Source organism: Paenibacillus lentimorbus NRRL B-30488 (assembly GCF_000411595.1).
GTDB classification, from domain to species: domain Bacteria; phylum Bacillota; class Bacilli; order Bacillales; family Bacillaceae; genus Bacillus; species Bacillus velezensis.
In genome coordinates, this window is record NZ_ANAT01000010.1 from 42,580 (window position 1) to 59,288 (window position 16,709).

Consider the following 16,709-nt stretch of genomic DNA (forward strand, 5'->3'; position numbering starts at 1 on the left):
AAAAAGATGCTTTTTTCTGATATCCCATTGACTTTTTGACATCGAGTGGTAAAATAGTCAAGGATTTTTCAGGAAGAAGGGTGTAATAAATGGGTACAGTAGTCATATTCGACCAAGATCAAATGACGGTGTTAGAAGATATCAGCAAAACGGCTTACCTGCAAATGAAAAAAGAGGCGAAAGAGCGTCCCGACAAGCCCGCTCCATACATCTTATGGCGGGAAGACGTCAGCTTTGAATACGGGTATTAATGACATTCGCCACATATCACAATAGATAGATCATGATACAATGAAGACAATCATTTCAGCTGGTTGTCTTATTTTTTCTGAAAGAAGGTATGTTTTCACATATCGGACATATACTCGGGATAGTTCAATAAAAAGATGACAAATGCTCAGCTAGTGGTAAAATAGGAGAAACTCAATATATAGTATAAGGTGATGAATTATGGAACATTTGCTTAATCCGAATGTAAAAGAAATTGAAATTTCAGGAATTCGCAAATTCTCAAATCTTGTAGCTCAGCACGACAATGTCATTTCGCTTACGATCGGTCAGCCGGATTTCTTCACGCCGCACCATGTCAAAGCGGCTGCCAAAAAGGCAATCGACGATAACGCAACGGCATATACTCCGAATGCGGGCGGCCTTGAGCTGAGACAGGCCGTACAGCTTTATATGAAGAAAAAAGCTGATTTGAATTATGAAGCTGAAACTGAAATCATCGTCACAACCGGGGCAAGCCAAGCGATTGACGCGTCTTTGAGGACGATTTTATCTCCGGGCGATGAAGTTATTCTCCCCGGACCGATATATCCGGGCTACGAACCGATCATCCGCATGTCGGGCGCCGTTCCGGTCCATGTGGATACGACGACACACGGATTTAAGCTGACGGCGCGGCTCATTGAAGAATCGCTGACACCAAAAACAAAATGCGTCATTCTTCCTTATCCGTCAAATCCGACCGGAGTGACATTGTCTGAGGAAGAGCTGCAAAACATCGCAGCCGTCCTGAAGGGCAGAAATGTTTTTGTCCTGTCTGATGAGATTTACAGCGAATTAACCTATGACAGACCGCATTATTCGATCGCGTCTTATTTGAGAGACCAGACGATCGTCATCAACGGCCTGTCAAAATCACACAGCATGACGGGCTGGAGAATCGGTTTCATTTTCGCACCGAAAGAAATTGCCAAGCACATCTTAAAAGTTCACCAATACAGTGTGACATGCGCGTCTTCAATCTCTCAGAAAGCGGCTCTTGAAGCGGTGACAAACGGTGTTGATGATGCGCTTATTATGAGAGAACAGTATAAAAAGCGGCTTGACTATGTATATGACCGTCTTGTTTCAATGGGGCTTGACGTCGTAAAGCCGTCAGGCGCATTTTATATCTTCCCTTCCATTAAGTCATTCGGAATGTCATCGTTTGATTTTAGTATGGCTCTTTTAGAGGATGCAGGTGTGGCTCTTGTGCCCGGCAGCTCGTTTTCAAAATTGGGTGAAGGGTATGTGAGGCTGTCATTCGCATATTCACTGGATACATTGAGAGAAGGCTTGGACCGGCTGGAAGCATTTATTTTAAAAACGAGAGAATCCATGCAGACTATTTAAACAACGGCATAACGCCGTTGTTTTTTATTGTTTCGGGAATGTAATGTGAAAGGCCGTGCCTCTGTCCGGTTTGCTGTCTACTTGGATGGCTCCCTGATGGTTTTTAATAAGGTTGAATGTGACCATCAGCCCCAGGCCGGTTCCTTTTTCTTTCGTTGTCAGAAACGGTTCGCCTATTCGTTTCAGCACGTTTTCCGGTATCCCGTCACCCTCGTCTTTCACCGTCACATTAACGGAATACTCATCTTCTGTCATGATGATGTGAACCGTTCCCCCATCCGGCATCGACTCAACGGCATTTTTAATCAGATTGATAAACACCTGTTTCAGCTGATTTTGATCACCGTTAATATACATGCTGTCATGTTCGTAATCCGTTTTGATAAAAATCCCTTTAAGATTCGCCTGCGTCTCTAAAAGAGCGGTCACTTCACTTATAATTTTCTTTAAGTTTACACGCTCTTTCACGGCGTTTTGCTGAGGTTTGGCAAGCATTAAAAGCTCACTTAAAATTAATTCGATTCTGCTCAGTTCAGAAAACACAATTTCAAAGTAATGTTCGTTTTCCTCCATCGTCGGCTTCATGAGCTGTAAAAATCCTTTGATCGCCGTCAGCGGATTGCGGATTTCGTGAGCGATCCCCGCCGCCAGCTGCCCTGCGATAGACAGCTTTTCCGACTTCAGCATTAATTCCTCCGTCTGCTTCCGCTCAGAAATGTCACGCAGAATGACCTGCACGGCCGTTTCTCCGAAAAACGTCGTCGGAATGCAGACCATTTCCGTGTAGATCAGCCGGTTTTTAAAGGTAAACCACGATTGCTTAATGATTTCTGACTCGGTCTTTCGGTTGATAATATTTTGGATCCGCTGTTTCACGCCGTCATGATCACAGGGATGAAGCTGATCATAGACGTTTTTCCCGATTAAATCTTCATATGTTTCAGCCTCAAACAGCGAAATGCCCGATTCATTCATGAATACCCATTTATCATTGTGAATCACGGCGATCGTGTCAATTGAATTCTGAATGAGGAGCTGATAACGTTCTCTGCTTTTTTGCAGAATCGTTTGGAATTTTTTCCGTGAAGAAATATCAATCAGAAGCAGCAATTCCGCCCGCTGATTTTTATATGTCGTCGGTGCCGCCTTCACTTCTAAATGAACGGGCGTGCCGTCGAGCCTTCTCCACGTCTGTTCGATCATTCCGACTTCCATTCCTTTTTGCATCCGCACAATTCGGTTTTTCACAATGTCGTGATACTCTTCTTCAATAAACTCATAAGAGCGCCTGCCGATTACCTCGTCTTTGCTTTCGGCTCCCAGCATGGCAAGCATCGCGTTGTTGGCGTAGGCGATTGTGCCGTTGATGCTGACATATAAAGGATTCGGCAGCATTTCGACAAGACGCTCGAATTCGCCGTTTCCAGCCGCATCTTCAGACTGTTGTTCTGCCTTTTGCTTCTTTTGTTCATACATATAAGGCCGGCGGGGCGTCTTCTCCTCAAGCACCTTGATTTTGAGGATGATTTCCCGATCCGTCCCCTCCATTTGCGGTGTGACAATTTCCACACCCGCTTCAAGCCATACGATGGTATGATCTTTTTAATAAGACGAAAGGTGCAAGGCATCAAATGATGCTCATTATAGAAGTAACTTTCAACCAAAAATTGATCTTCTTCATGCAGGAACGTTTTGAGAAATGACCCGATCATCTCTTCCTGAGAATAACTGAAATACGATTTGCAGTTTGCAGAAATATACATAATACGCCCGTTAGACGTCAAAACGGCATGAAGATCGGTTTTCGATTGAAACTGTTTGACATGCTGAGTATCCTGTTCCACAGAATCCCTCCTTTGCATTATACTCGCACTGCAGGCTGGACACGGACTGATATAAAAAGAAATTCCACTAGATTGATTCGCTAAAAAATGAGCATTCTCCTTCTATTCTTATTGTGAACGTCAATTTTCCTGAATGAAAGAAAGGGCGCACGATATGTTCGGCCGCCCTTTCATTTGTTATTTTTTATTGTATTTCTTTTCAAGTTCTTTGTAAGCGTCAATTGCTCCTTTGGCAATGTTTTTGCTGACGGGATCGTGATCATCTCGAACAGACGGTACGACGACGCTGAATGCCACTCGTGGATGTTCTGACGGATAATAGCCGACAAAGGTCAGGTTATACGTGTCTTTACCCCACCAGTTTTTGTTCGTGCCGTAATAGTGCGTCTCCGCGGTTCCCGTTTTACCGGAAACATCGGCGCCGGACCCCTGGAATGTTGAATAAGCCGTTCCTTGAGGTGAGCTTGTGACCAGTTTCATTCCTTTATGAACTTGATCAAAATCGCTCGGGCTGTTATTTACTTTGTTCAAAATTTTAATATCCCGCTGTTCAATCGCTTTTCCAATCTTATTTTTGCTGTCCGGTTCATGAATGCTTGTGACGATCCTCGGCTGGACGCGATACCCGCCGTTTGCGATGGCTGAAATATATTGAGCCATTTGAAGCGGCGTATACGTATCAAACTGTCCGATCGCAAAGTCAAGCAGCAATCCCCCGACCATTTGCGGATTTGACTGCATGCCCGCTGATTCCTGCGGAAGATCAATCCCGGTCTTCACACCCAAACCGAATTGGGCATAGTAGTTCCGCATTTTTTTTAATATCGTCTAATCCGGCAGGCAGTGTGCCGTACGGCCTGTAGTTAATGCCGGCGATATGCATGGCCACATGAAACATATATACGTTTGAACTTCTTTGCAGCGCGGTCAGCTCAGTAATGGCTCCCATTTGTGTCCACGATTGTTTTCTCGTTTTGCCTTTAAATACAAGCGGTGCATCGACAAACGTTTTATAATGCGGGAGGCCGCTTTGGTAACCCGCGAGAACAGTCGCTCCTTTAACAGCAGAGCCCATCTCATATTGGGTCGTAAATGATCCGATCGCAAAATCCTGTGTTTTATTTGTTTCGAGATCGATGCGTTTCCCCGCCATTGAGAGGATATCCCCGTTGTTCGGGTCCATCATGACGGCAAATCCTCTGTCAACCATATAGTTGCCTGCAGCGCGGCTTCTTCTCAGCTCTTTTTCAATGACTTTTTCGACTTTCGACTGCAATTCCATATCGAGCGAGAGCTGCAGATCGTAGCCTCTGCTGCCTTCATCGACGGGCTTTTGGCTGACGACTTCACCTTTGCTGTTTTCCACATACTCTACTTTTTCTTTATGTGCGTTTAAATAGTCTTCATACTGATATTCAATGTAGCTTTTACCCACCCGGTCATTCAGTGAGTAGCCTCTTGTGACATAGTAATCTTTCCGTTCGCCCAACAATCCCTGTTCCGGTGTCGTCACACCGCCGAACAGAGAGTACAGTGTTTTGTCGTACGGATATTTCCGCGTCCAGTCATTGATTACGTCAATGCCGGGGAGCTCTTTCAAGTGCTCGGATACGACGGAAACTTCTTCATATGTCAGGTCGCTTTTCGGTTTTTGCTTGTTGTTGTCATGCTCGTCAAGCAGTGAACCGCTGTTTCCGTTTCCGTTCAGCTTATTCGGGTCCATTGATTTGACGACTTGCGGCTGATAGGCGTTGCCGCTTGAAAAACGCGTATAAATCGCCGCAATTTCCAGCTCTTTTTTATCTTTTTTGATCGCGTCAATCTCCTGTTTCGGGACGCGTTCAATCTGGCGTTTGTATACTTCTTGCGGTTTCAGGCTGTTTTCTGAATCCTTCATAAGCTTTTCCGCCTTCTTCGGATGTGCGGCAAGCCAGTAATCAATGATATTTCGATCCTTCATAAATTCAGTATCAATATGGATCAGTGCGGCGAGATTTTTTGCCGTTTTCAATTTGTCCTTTGCCGAGGTTTTTGAGGTAGAAACGTATACAATTTCAGGCACAGCCTGGTTATCAACCGCCACCCTGTTCCGCTTGTCATACATTTTTCCCCGCGGTGTCGGATAATAGGCGGTTTTTGCATTTGCCTTCTCTGCATCCTGGCGGTGTTTATCCCCTTCGACAATCTGGACGATGCCGAGTTTAAAAATCAGTGCCGTAAAGAGAAGAAACACAATCAAAAAATAGAGATTCATTCTCAGCGCTCTGTAACGTTTCGTTTTTTCTTTGGTTCGCGCGCGACTTCAGCCACTTTCTGTTACACCTCTCAAATCATTGAATATATTTACATAAACAGATTTTAATTGTAACATTTTTGTAAAAGTTGTTACAGCGAAAACGGGTAAAAAAAACTGTCAAGATCAAATTATCTTAAAATATATCTAACACTTCAAATAATTTGAAGAGATGTAACGGATTTTAAAAAATAAATACAGATCGTTTTTCCTGATATAAAGCCATTTTTCTATGCTCAATTACAATTATGACAAACGTTTGTTGTCAAAGGAAATGGCTGCCTGCATTATGACAAAAAAGCTGTGATAAGATTTTTCATGTAGAAAAAACTTCTCTGGGAGGCTATTAACTATGAAAAAAGCATTTCTCTTATCTGCCGCTGCGGCAGTCAGTTTGATTACATTCGGAGGCATTCAGCAGGCATCTGCAAAAGAGCTGTCATGCCAGCACGTCGTTACCGTAAAAAAGGAAACACCGTACAGCATCTGACTCTTCAAGAGGCTGTTGAAAAACTACATATGAAAACGAGCGCGAAACAGCTGAACGTTAAAAATGAGAAAGAACTGAAACAGCTGCTGCAAAAACACGCCAAGCATTCTGACATGACAGTTAAGGATGTACAAAAAGAAACACCGGCAAAAACGGCTCCGGCAGCTGCTGAAAAACCGAAAGCCGATCAAAACCAGACGGCTGACAATGCAAAGCAGACAGATAACACAAACAACAGCAGCGAGAAAACTCCTTCATCTGTCAGTGCGTACGAAAAGAAAGTCGTTGAATTGACAAATGCAGAGAGACAAAAGCAAGGCTTAAAACCTCTGCAGATTGATGAAAAATTAAGCAAATCAGCTCACGCAAAATCACAAGATATGAAAGACAAAAACTATTTCGATCACCAAAGTCCGACTTACGGCTCACCGTTTGATATGATGAAGTCTTTCGGAATCACTTATAAAACTGCCGGTGAAAATATCGCCAAAGGGCAGCCGACTCCTGAAGCCGTCGTTAAAGCTTGGATGAACAGTGAAGGCCACAGAAAGAACATCATGAATCCTGAGTTCACTCAAATCGGTGTCGGTTATGTAGAATCAGGCAACATCTGGACACAGCAATTCATCGGAAAATAAATAATAAAAAAGATTGCCCCGGCGGGCAATCTTTTTTATTTCACCCCAAAGCTTATAAATGCTTTGAGTTCCACTGTTTTCTTCACCTTGCGCGGAAAGCTTGTCGTATAATGATTTGGCCAGCGCCAATCCGGGCATTTCTTCTCCCATGAGCTCCGCTTCTTCAAGGGCAATGCCCATGTCTTTAATAAAGTGTTTCACGTAAAATCCGGGCGCAAAATCGCCTTTCAGCATACGGGGAGCGAGGTTTGACAATGACCAGCTGCCAGCCGCTCCGGTTGTAATGCTTTTCAGCACTTGTTCCGGGTTCAGACCGGATTTTTCCGCGTAAGCCATCGCTTCAGCCACTCCGACCATCCCCGCTGCAATCGCGATCTGATTGCACATTTTCGTATGCTGGCCGCTGCCAGCCGGTCCTTGATACTGAATGTTTTCCCCCATAACGGAGAAAAGCGGCAGGCATGCTTCAAACGCTTCTTTTTCTCCTCCGGCCATAATGGCAAGCGTTCCGTTCCTCGCGCCGATGTCTCCGCCGGAAACGGGTGCATCCAGGGCGTGAATGGATTTTTCTTTGGCTTTCTCCGCTATTTTCTTCGCCAGAGACGGTTTTGATGTCGTCATGTCAATGACAAACGCCCCTTCTTTTGCATGACGGAGAATGCCGCTTTCACCGAGATAGATTTCCTCGACATCACTCGGATAGCCGACCATGGTAATAATGATGTCTGCTTTTTCCGAAAGGTCTTTGACCGTCTCCTGCCAGACCGCTCCCTTATTCAGAATCTCTTCCGCTTTTTGTTTCGTCCGCGTGTAGACTAAAACAGGATAGCCCGCTTCTAAAATGTGCGATGCCATACTGTTTCCCATGACGCCCAAACCGATAAATCCGACCGTTTTGTTCACTGCGCTTTCCTCCCCTGATGCGATTCATATATCACTCTTTCATGTCTATATTACCATATTATAGGCTGATAGAGACCGCGTCACAAGGTGAATTTAGAAATGGCGCTGATCAGATCTTCGCTTGCGCTCTTTAACATATCAGTCGATTGCTTCACTTTTTCAAGCGTAACGAGCTGTTCATCAGTAGAAGCATTCACTTCTTCCGCCGCTGCCGCAGATTCTTGAGAAATGGCGGAGATGCTTTGAATCGCTTCTTGAATCGCGGCTTGTTCTTCACTCATTTTTTGAATGTCATTGTAAATATGATCTATACCTTGAACGAGAGACTGCATTTCCGTCGTAATCAGATTGAGAACCTCACCCGTTTCATGAATAGCGCTGTTTTGTTCATCATTCATTCTGCTTGCCTCAATCATCGCGTGTGACGCTTCTTTTGTCTCTGATTGAATCAGACGAACCGTCTCACTGATATGGCCGGAAGAAAGAGCTGATTGTTCAGCAAGCTTGCGGACTTCTTCCGCGACGACGGCAAAGCCCCGTCCGCTTTCTCCCGCTCTTGCGGCTTCTATGCTCGCATTCAGCGCCAAGAGATTCGTCTGGTCTGAAATAACGGATATTGCCGTCACGACTTCTTCTATGTTTTTCGTTTGTTCTTCCAGGTCATTCAGCATTGCCTCTACTTTTTCGTTTCTGAATTGGCTTCGTTTGACTTCATCAGCAGCTGCCCGAGCGCGTCCAATCCTTTGTAGCTGGCATCCTCTGAAGATTTTGAGAGTTGTTTTATGCTGCCTGCGCGATCTGCGATTCCTTTTATTTTGACTGAGAGATTTTCTGATTTTTCGTTGATCGTCTCAACCTCTGACGCTTGCTCTGTCGCTCCGGCGGCGACTTCCTCTATCGCTTTTGCGATTTGTCCGCTCGTTTCATTTGTTTCTTGTGAAATGACGGTTAGCTGGTCAGATGTATCAGACACATTTTCTGAGGAGGCCTTGACCTGTTCGACCATCTCTTTCATATTTTCAACCATTTGGTTAAAGTCTTTTGTTAACTCGCCTACTTCATCTTTTGATTTCGTCTGAGCGCGGACGGTTAAATCTCCCGCTGAGACTGAATTTGTTTTTGCGATCAGCTGCTGAATCGGCCCGGTTATCGTTTTTGCGAGGAAATAGCTGAGTCCGATCGTAATCACAAGGGCGATCAGTGACATAAAAATGCTCACCGTGTTCATTTTGTCGGCTACTCCCATCAGCTGATCTTTTTCAAACTGCGTTCCGACTTTCCACCCTGTTTCTTTTACCGTTTGGTAGACGACCAAGTTTTCCTGCAGCTCTTTGATGCCTTCTTTGTCCGCAGTGATGTCTTTTAACGTCTGATCTTCCGAAATATTTTTTCCCTGTTTTGCCGGATGGGCCAGAAGAGAGCCGTTTTCATCCGCTAAAAAGGCAAATCCTTTATACGGAACCTTTTGCTCGTTGACCATGCTCTGAATAGAGGACAGCTTCAAATCTAAGCTCGCCACTCCGACGACGGTTCCGCTGTTTTGAATGGCTTTTGACGCCGTCACGATCATGTCTCCCGTCACTGCATCTTTATAAGGGTCAGTCCAGACAACCTTATCGGGTTTTTCAGCCGCCATCTTATACCACGTTCGATTTGTCGGATCATAGTCTTTGGCAAAATCGGCCTTTGGATATGTAAACATTTGTTTGTTTGCGGTTCCGACGTACGCAAGCGCGACATATTTGTCATTCTGTCCGATCTGTTTTAACTCATCGTTAAAAAGCCGCGCGGTTTCTTTCTTCCCATCTGATAGAAAAGACCGGGACAATTCACCGTCTGCTAATCTCATTAATACGGTCTCATCATTTTTCAGCTGAAGCTCAATGTTCTGACCGAGTGAATTGGTGACATTCTCTGTCGTACGTTTTGCTTCCTCCGTCATCATCGGCTTTAATGTCAAATATGAAGAAACCGTTAAAAAACAACCGTTACAATAAGCATTGCCGAGACAAACACAGCAATTTTGATATGCATTTTTTTAAACATAACCATCCCCTCCTGAGAGTTATATCGGTCTTTCGGCCAAGAAAATGAATAAATCTTGAAATAAATATCAAACATTTCCGTCATTTGGCGCAGCAAAAAAAAGAGCCGTCATGCCGACAGCTCCGCCTTACGTAAAATATTCGATTTTCGCTTTCGGAAAATAGGTTTCGATATAAGATTCGAGTGTTTCCCTTAAGGCATGTTCTTCGTCTTTTTGGTATATATATTTGCCGATTCCGTAGCGTCCCCATTTGTACCTGCGCTTTTCTTCATCAAGCTCAAGCTTTGTTTTCGGATAGTTCTTCTCAATCACCCGTTTGGCCGGTTTTGTAAAACGATGCTGGATCAGTTCAAATGTGATGTCATGCCGAACGTCTTCATCAAGCGCCGCATCCAGTTTCTCAAACAGCTCCTTATAGCCTTCCTCCCAGCCATCGTGAATATAAATCGGCGCCACGATGAAACCGAGCGGATAGCCCGCTTTAGCGACTTTGACGGCGGCTTCGATCCGTTTGTCGAGCGGAGAAGTTCCCGGTTCAAAGTTTTTAATGACATAATCCGCATTGATGCTGAATCTGAACCTAGTCTTTCCGTTATGTTTTGCATCGAGCAAATGATCGACGTGGTGAAATTTAGTCACGAATCTGAGCTGTCCCAATTCGCTTTGTCCGAAATGTTCAATGGCTCTTTTTAATGTATGTGTCAGATGATCGATTCCTACAATATCAGACGTACAAGAGGCTTCAAATCTTGTAAATTCCGGCGCCCGTTCTTTCATATACTCATCAGCCTGATCCAGAATCTCTTCCACATTGACATATGTCCGGATGTAAGGCTTTGATCCCATCGTCGTCTGCAGGTAGCAATAGTGGCAATGCCCCATACAGCCCGTCGCAAATGGAATGGCATATTCGGCGGACGGCTTTGAAGAATCGAATTTCAGTGTTTTCCGGACGCCGATTACCAATGTTGATTTCGCGTTCCGGTATTGCTGCAAGTGATTTTTCCCCGGAATATTCCGGACTTGATTATGCGATGTTGTTTCTCTGATCTCAAGCCCCATGTTTTCAAACTTATTCTTCAGCTCTTGTCCTAACGGGTATTCGAGCGCTCTCGGTTCTATATAAACAAGCTGGGGCACAAACGGCTTCAGCATGAACTGACACTCCCTTTTTACATTTTCTCATGTTGTTACTTTCCGTTTAAAAGAGAGTGAATATGCGTTGTAAACATTTCCTTTGATCAATGATACCGGTCTTCTTCAAAAAGCTCGCTGTAAAGCGCTTCCGCTTCCTCATATGTCGAAAAGACCGCGTCATCTTCGGCCAGCGGATGATAGGTTTCGTATAAAAACAGAGACAGTTCTCCCTCATGATACGGGTGATGGACGATCTCCGCCTCTTTAATATGGGCAACATTGGCGGCATGCGGATTGCGGTAAATCACATAGACCGTATCCCCCGCTGCAAATGATTTTGTCATGATAATCCCTCCTGTTGATCGTTATTGTTCCCCCCTTTTTTCCGAATATGAAAAAAACCAGACGGCTTACACCGTCTGGCTGTTGTATTACTTATTGAATGTTTCTTTAACGAATGCGACAACCTCTTCTGTCGTGCTCATAGACAAGATTGTTTCTTTGAATGATTCAGCTTCTTTTTTAGAAAGCTTGCTGATCTGCGTTCTTGCCGGAAGGATGGATGTAGCGCTCATTGAGAACTCATCTAAGCCTAAGCCGAGAAGAATCGGAATCGCAATTTCGTCTCCCGCCATTTCTCCGCACATGCCGACCCATTTGCCCTCTTTGTGAGCGGCTTCAATAACAAGGGTGATCAGACGGAGAATCGCCGGATTGTATGGCTGATACAGATAAGCTACGCGCTCGTTCATGCGGTCAGCAGCCATCGTGTATTGGATCAAGTCATTTGTTCCGATACTGAAGAAGTCAACTTCTGTAGCAAACTGATCTGCGATAACGGCTGTAGACGGAATCTCTACCATCATACCGACTTCAATATCGTCAGAAACCGCTACGCCGGCTTCGACGAGTTTTTCTTTTCTTCGAGAAGAATCGCTTTCGCCTGTTTAAACTCGTTTACTGTCGCAATCATCGGGAACATGATTTTTAAGTTTCCGTATGTACTTGCACGAAGCAGCGCACGAAGCTGAGTTCTGAAGATTTCTTGCTCTTCAAGGCAAAGGCGGATGGCTCTGTAGCCTAAGAACGGGTTCATTTCTTTAGGGAGCTGCAGGTAAGGAAGCTCTTTGTCGCCGCCGATATCCAATGTCCGCACGACAACTGATTTTCCTTCCATACGCTCAAGAACCGTTTTATAAGCGTCAAACTGCTCGTCTTCTGTCGGAAGCTGGTCGCGTCCCATGTAAAGGAATTCCGTACGGTAAAGCCCTACAGCTTCTCCTCCGTTTTCAAGAACGCCTTTTACATCGTCAGGTGTGCCGATGTTTGCGGCAAGCTCTACATGATGGCCGTCTTTTGAAACAGTCGGTTCATTGACGAGCTTCGCCCACTCAGCTTTTTGCGCCAGGTAAGCACTGTGCTTTTCTTCATATTTCTTTAACGTTTCACTGGAAGGATCGATGATCACATCACCATCGATGCCGTCTACGATCACCGTAACACCGTTTTCAATTGTCCCTGTAGCCGCTTTTGTGCCGACAACAGCCGGAATTTCAAGCGAACGGGCCATGATCGCGGAGTGTGAAGTGCGTCCGCCGATATCAGTTGTAAAACCTTTTACAAACTGGCGGTTTAATTGCGCCGTATCAGACGGTGTCAAATCTTCAGCCACGATAACAACCTCTTCTGAGATCATGCTCGGGTTCGGAATTTCCACGCCCAGCAGGTGCCCCGTCACACGTTTTGTTACGTCACGGATATCCGCCGCACGCTCTTTCATGTATTCGTTATCCATTGATTCAAACATAGTAACGAACATGGAAGCTGTTTCTTTCAAAGCGAATTCAGCATTGACTGAATCTGTGCTGATTTTCTCCTTTACCGGGTTCAACAGCTCAGGATCACTCAGAACTAAAAGGTGCGCGGAGAAAATGTCAGCTTTGTCTTGTCCCAGTTCTTTTAAAGCATGCTCTTTAATTTTTTCAAGCTCTTCTTTAGAACGTACAATCGCTTCATCAAAACGGCTTACTTCAGCCGCAGCATCAGCAATGTTTTTCTTTTCAACCGTTAAGTCCGGCTCTTCAAGCCGGTATGCTTTCGCAATCGCAATTCCGGCTGAAGCGCCTATTCCTTTTAATTCTTGCATTACTCGCCGAGTCCTTCGCTTTTCATTGTTTCTTCTAAAGCGTTAAGAGCATCGTTTTCGTCAGCGCCTGAAGCGGAAATTGTGATTTCAGCGCCTTTAGCGATACCTAGAGACATAACGCCCATGATTGACTTAAGATTTACTGTTTTGCCGTTATATTCTAAGTTTACGTCAGCATCGTATTTGCTTGCAGTCTGTACAAGAACTGTCGCAGGACGAGCGTGGATTCCGGAATCTGCTGTTACTTTAAATGTTTTTTGTGCCATGATTATCATTCTCCTTTAAATTAAAGCTATTTTACTACACAATATTATATCATACAGCCGTACTTGTCATCTGACAAGCACGGCGTATTTATATGCTTATTTTCCGATTTTCACAATATCTTTTTGTTCCCGTTTTACGGTACCTTCGGCCGAAAGGGAAATCGCTTCACCCTCGGCAAGATTTGTAAAGACAATCGGTGTCATTAATGAAGGAACATGAGGTTTAACCGCTTCAAGATCAACTTCAAGCAGCTTTTGCCCCGGTTCAACCCGGTCACCCTCAGAAACAAAAGAAGTGAATCCTTCGCCTTTCAGGCTGACTGTGTCGATTCCGAAATGAATCAGGATCTCTCTTCCGCCGTCAGACTGAAGACCGATCGCATGTTTTGTCGGGAAAACATTCAGCACTTTTCCGCGGACAGGCGATACGACGATTCCTTCTTCAGGAAGAATCGCAAAACCGTCACCCATCATTTTTCCTGAGAACACCTGGTCAGGCACATCGGTAATCGGATGGATTTCGCCGGTGATCGGAGAAGCGAACACTTCTTCACCCTGCTCGTTTCGGAGCGGATCTGCGATAACCTCCTCAACCTGCTGGCTGACTTCTTCTTGTGCGGATACTTTCGGTTCAGGGCGCGGCGTGCGTCCGGCGATAATATCCTGCATCTGTGTTTTTAAACCGTCAGAACGCGGGCCGAAAATGGCCTGAATGTTGTTTCCGACTTCCAGAACGCCTGAGGCGCCAAGCTGTTTCAAACGAGTTTTATCCACTTTCTTCTGGTCGTTGACCGTAACGCGGAGTCTCGTGATACAAGCGTCAAGGTGCTTAATGTTTTCCTGGTCACCCATTGCCTGCAGGATTTCATAAGGAAGGTCGCCGGCTTCGCCTGAGGCGCCCGCACCTTCATCCGCAGTCTCTTCTTCACGGCCCGGCGTTTTCAGATTGAACTTTCTGATCGCAAACCGGAAACCGAAGTAGTAAATGAGTGCTAGTCCTAAGCCGACCGGAATGACAAGCCACCAAGCCGTCCGGTTAGGCAGAATTCCGAACAGGAAGTAGTCAATCAGACCGCCTGAGAACGTCATACCGATTTTTACATGCAACAGCTGCATAACCATAAAGGAAAGTCCCGCGAATACGCAGTGAATCGCAAACAGGATAGGAGCCACAAATAAGAATGAGAATTCAAGCGGCTCGGTAATTCCCGTTAAGAAACTTGTCAGAGCGGCAGAACCCATGATTCCGGCTACAAGTTTTTCTTTTCAGGCTTCGCTTCATGATAGATTGCAAGCGCTGCCGCCGGAAGACCGAACATCATAAACGGATATTTCCCCGTCATAAATGTTCCCGCCGTCAGCTGTACGCCGTCTTTGATCTGAGCCATGAAAATCCGCTGATCTCCGCGGATGATGTCTCCTGCGGCATCTTTATAGCTGAAAAATTCATACCAGAACGGCGAGTAGAAAATGTGATGAAGACCGAACGGAATCAATGACCGCTCAATCATCCCGAAAATAAAGGCCGCCAAGGTTGGATTCGCTTCCACAAGGCCCGTGGAGAAGGAATTCAGACCGTGCTGGATCGGAGGCCAGATCACTAACATAATAAGACCGAGAATTAATGCGGAAATTGATGTGATAATCGGGACAAACCGCTTACCCGCAAAGAATCCGAGGTACTGCGGAAGTTCAATTTTATAAAACTTGTTGAACAATAACGCGGCCAGGACCCCGACGATAATACCGCCGAACACGCCCGTCGCCAAAGTGGGTATCCCCAGCATGTTAATATAGGCCGGATGGTTTTCCGCAAAAAACTTTGCCCGTTCAATTTTGTCAGACGGAATACTGCCGTTCGCCATAAGCACGGCGCTCATGGATACGTTCATGACCAGGTATCCGATAATGGCCGCGATTCCGGCAACACCGTCTCCGTTGGCAAGACCGATCGCAACCCCTACTGCAAAAAGAAGCGGCAGGTTGTCAAATACGATTTGGCCGGCGCTTTCCATGACGTTCGCCACAAGCTGAACGTTATCATTGCTTAAGAAATGCATGACTTGAATCATATCTTTGTTCTGCATGGCATTCCCTAACGCAAGCAAGATCCCCGCAGCCGGTAAAATCGCAACCGGAAGCATAAGAGCACGGCCGATTTTCTGGAGAACGCCGAATAATGCTTTAAACATAAAAGATGTACCTCCTCTGTTAGCTAGTGTGACCTTACAGCGAAAATTCATGACAACGAATTCACTGGCGCAAGTCTTCAGTTTAACCGTTTACATTTGCCCTTTTACACAACAAAAAAGGCATGAGTAAAAAGGGTGTGCAAAATAACGGGATCGTTCTTCCCGTTTTTACCCTCAATCACTCATGCCTGATCGAATCAGTGACACGTTTTTAAGGTTTCAACTGAAATTATGAAATTTTATTGGTTAATCGGTACAAATGAAGCGTGAGATAAACCGCTTCCGCCTCATGAACTGGTTTTTTCAGTATTTGCTGCAAGATTTTTATCAGTTTCCAAGCAGTATTGTAGCATAGCGGGTATTCATTTTTCAATAATAACATTAACTTTTCTGGTTCTTTTGTCTGCTCTTCCCGATTAATCCTGTCTATGGTAAATCTGATATGCCGGATCAGCCGCAAATAGTGGACGCTTTCTTTATTCACTTTCATCTGGAAAGATTCCTCAATCACCTGAACGAGGCGGGACATCAGCTGTGAATGCTGATTGACCTCTGAAAGGGGCCGATTCGTCAGGGCGGAATGGATATGCAGAGCGATAAAGCCGATCTCTCCTTCCGGAAGGCAGATTCCCGTCTTTTCATTAATCATGCCGACGACTTCACGGGCAATTTGGAATTCTTCCGGATAAAGCGTTTCGGTTTCCATGAGAAACGGGTTTTTAATGTCAAAACCCTGCTGCAGCCGCTTTACCGCAAAGGCGATATGGTCAGTCAGCGCAATATGGATATGCTCATTTAACGGTTGGCTTGTCCGCTTCTTGATATGATAAATGACGTCATTGGAGATGTCGACAAGTGTCTCGTCCACATAACCGAGGAGCTTTTTAAATTGTTTTTGTTCTTTTTCATCCTTTAAGATGAACATCTTGTCATACCCTTTATCTTCAATGACATCCGCTTGTTTTTTTCCAAAGCCGATCCCTTTTCCGATTAAGACGACCTCACTGTATCTATCATGTGTTGCGATGAGCACATTGTTATTTAATACCTTTTCAACTGTAAAGGACCCCTTCATGATCCTCAGCTCCTTTGTCATTCAATACCTCATATCGTACAAAACGAACGGAAAGCGC

At 45.0% G+C, this 16,709-nt stretch carries 6 protein-coding genes and 7 pseudogenes; 3 read left to right on the plus strand and 10 right to left on the minus strand.

Translation table 11 applies throughout. The annotated features are described in order from the left end of the window. The first annotated feature begins 89 nt into the window (after positions 1–89). Positions 90–251 carry a hypothetical protein gene (locus tag D368_RS20045; protein ID WP_007409608.1) on the plus strand — a complete coding sequence of 54 codons (162 nt, stop codon included), beginning with the start codon at positions 90–92 and terminating at the stop codon, positions 249–251. Positions 252–450: 199 nt separating this feature from the next. Beyond that, a pseudogene (locus tag D368_RS06550) lies at positions 451–1,664 on the plus strand (aminotransferase A). Here D368_RS06550 and D368_RS06555 read toward each other — a convergent pair. Both D368_RS06555 and D368_RS06560 read right to left on the minus strand, forming a co-directional pair. Continuing rightward, positions 1,645–3,464: pseudogene (locus D368_RS06555) on the minus strand (PAS domain-containing protein). The pseudogenes D368_RS06550 and D368_RS06555 sit on opposite strands and share 20 nt — an antisense overlap. 177 nt (positions 3,465–3,641) lie before the next feature. After that, positions 3,642–5,774, minus strand: a pseudogene (locus D368_RS06560) (peptidoglycan D,D-transpeptidase FtsI family protein). A gap of 335 nt (positions 5,775–6,109) precedes the next feature. On the opposite strand from D368_RS06560, the pseudogene D368_RS06565 reads away from it, so the two are divergent. Further along, positions 6,110–6,885: pseudogene (locus D368_RS06565) on the plus strand (CAP domain-containing protein). On the opposite strand, the gene D368_RS06570 reads toward D368_RS06565, so the two are convergent. The 8 genes and pseudogenes from D368_RS06570 to glcT form a co-directional block, all read right to left on the minus strand. After that, positions 6,847–7,788, minus strand: coding sequence for an NAD(P)-dependent oxidoreductase (locus D368_RS06570; protein WP_486129234.1), 942 nt, complete (start codon positions 7,786–7,788; stop codon positions 6,847–6,849). The pseudogene D368_RS06565 and the gene D368_RS06570 sit on opposite strands and share 39 nt — an antisense overlap. Before the next feature lie 80 nt (positions 7,789–7,868). After that, a pseudogene (locus tag D368_RS06575) lies at positions 7,869–9,834 on the minus strand (methyl-accepting chemotaxis protein). 127 nt (positions 9,835–9,961) lie between these two features. Beyond that, a complete protein-coding gene (splB, locus tag D368_RS06580; RefSeq protein ID WP_003154644.1) occupies positions 9,962–10,990 on the minus strand; it encodes a spore photoproduct lyase in 1,029 nt (342 codons plus the stop codon). A gap of 86 nt (positions 10,991–11,076) precedes the next feature. Beyond that, positions 11,077–11,316 carry a splAB operon transcriptional regulator SplA gene (gene splA / locus D368_RS06585; protein WP_003154646.1) on the minus strand — a complete coding sequence of 80 codons (240 nt, stop codon included), beginning with the start codon at positions 11,314–11,316 and terminating at the stop codon, positions 11,077–11,079. Positions 11,317–11,403: 87 nt separating this feature from the next. Beyond that, positions 11,404–13,118 (minus strand): annotated as a pseudogene (ptsP, locus tag D368_RS06590) (phosphoenolpyruvate--protein phosphotransferase). Then, a complete protein-coding gene (locus tag D368_RS06595) occupies positions 13,118–13,384 on the minus strand; it encodes a phosphocarrier protein HPr (RefSeq protein WP_003154654.1) in 267 nt (88 codons plus the stop codon). Before D368_RS06595 ends, ptsP begins: the two are co-directional and overlap by 1 nt. Positions 13,385–13,480: 96 nt before the next feature. Beyond that, positions 13,481–15,576 (minus strand): annotated as a pseudogene (gene ptsG / locus D368_RS06600) (glucose-specific PTS transporter subunit IIBC). 229 nt (positions 15,577–15,805) lie between these two features. Further along, complete coding sequence (glcT, locus tag D368_RS06605; RefSeq protein WP_012117426.1) at positions 15,806–16,672, minus strand: glucose PTS transporter transcription antiterminator GlcT; 867 nt, start codon at positions 16,670–16,672, stop codon at positions 15,806–15,808. Between the last annotated feature and the right edge of the window lie 37 nt (positions 16,673–16,709).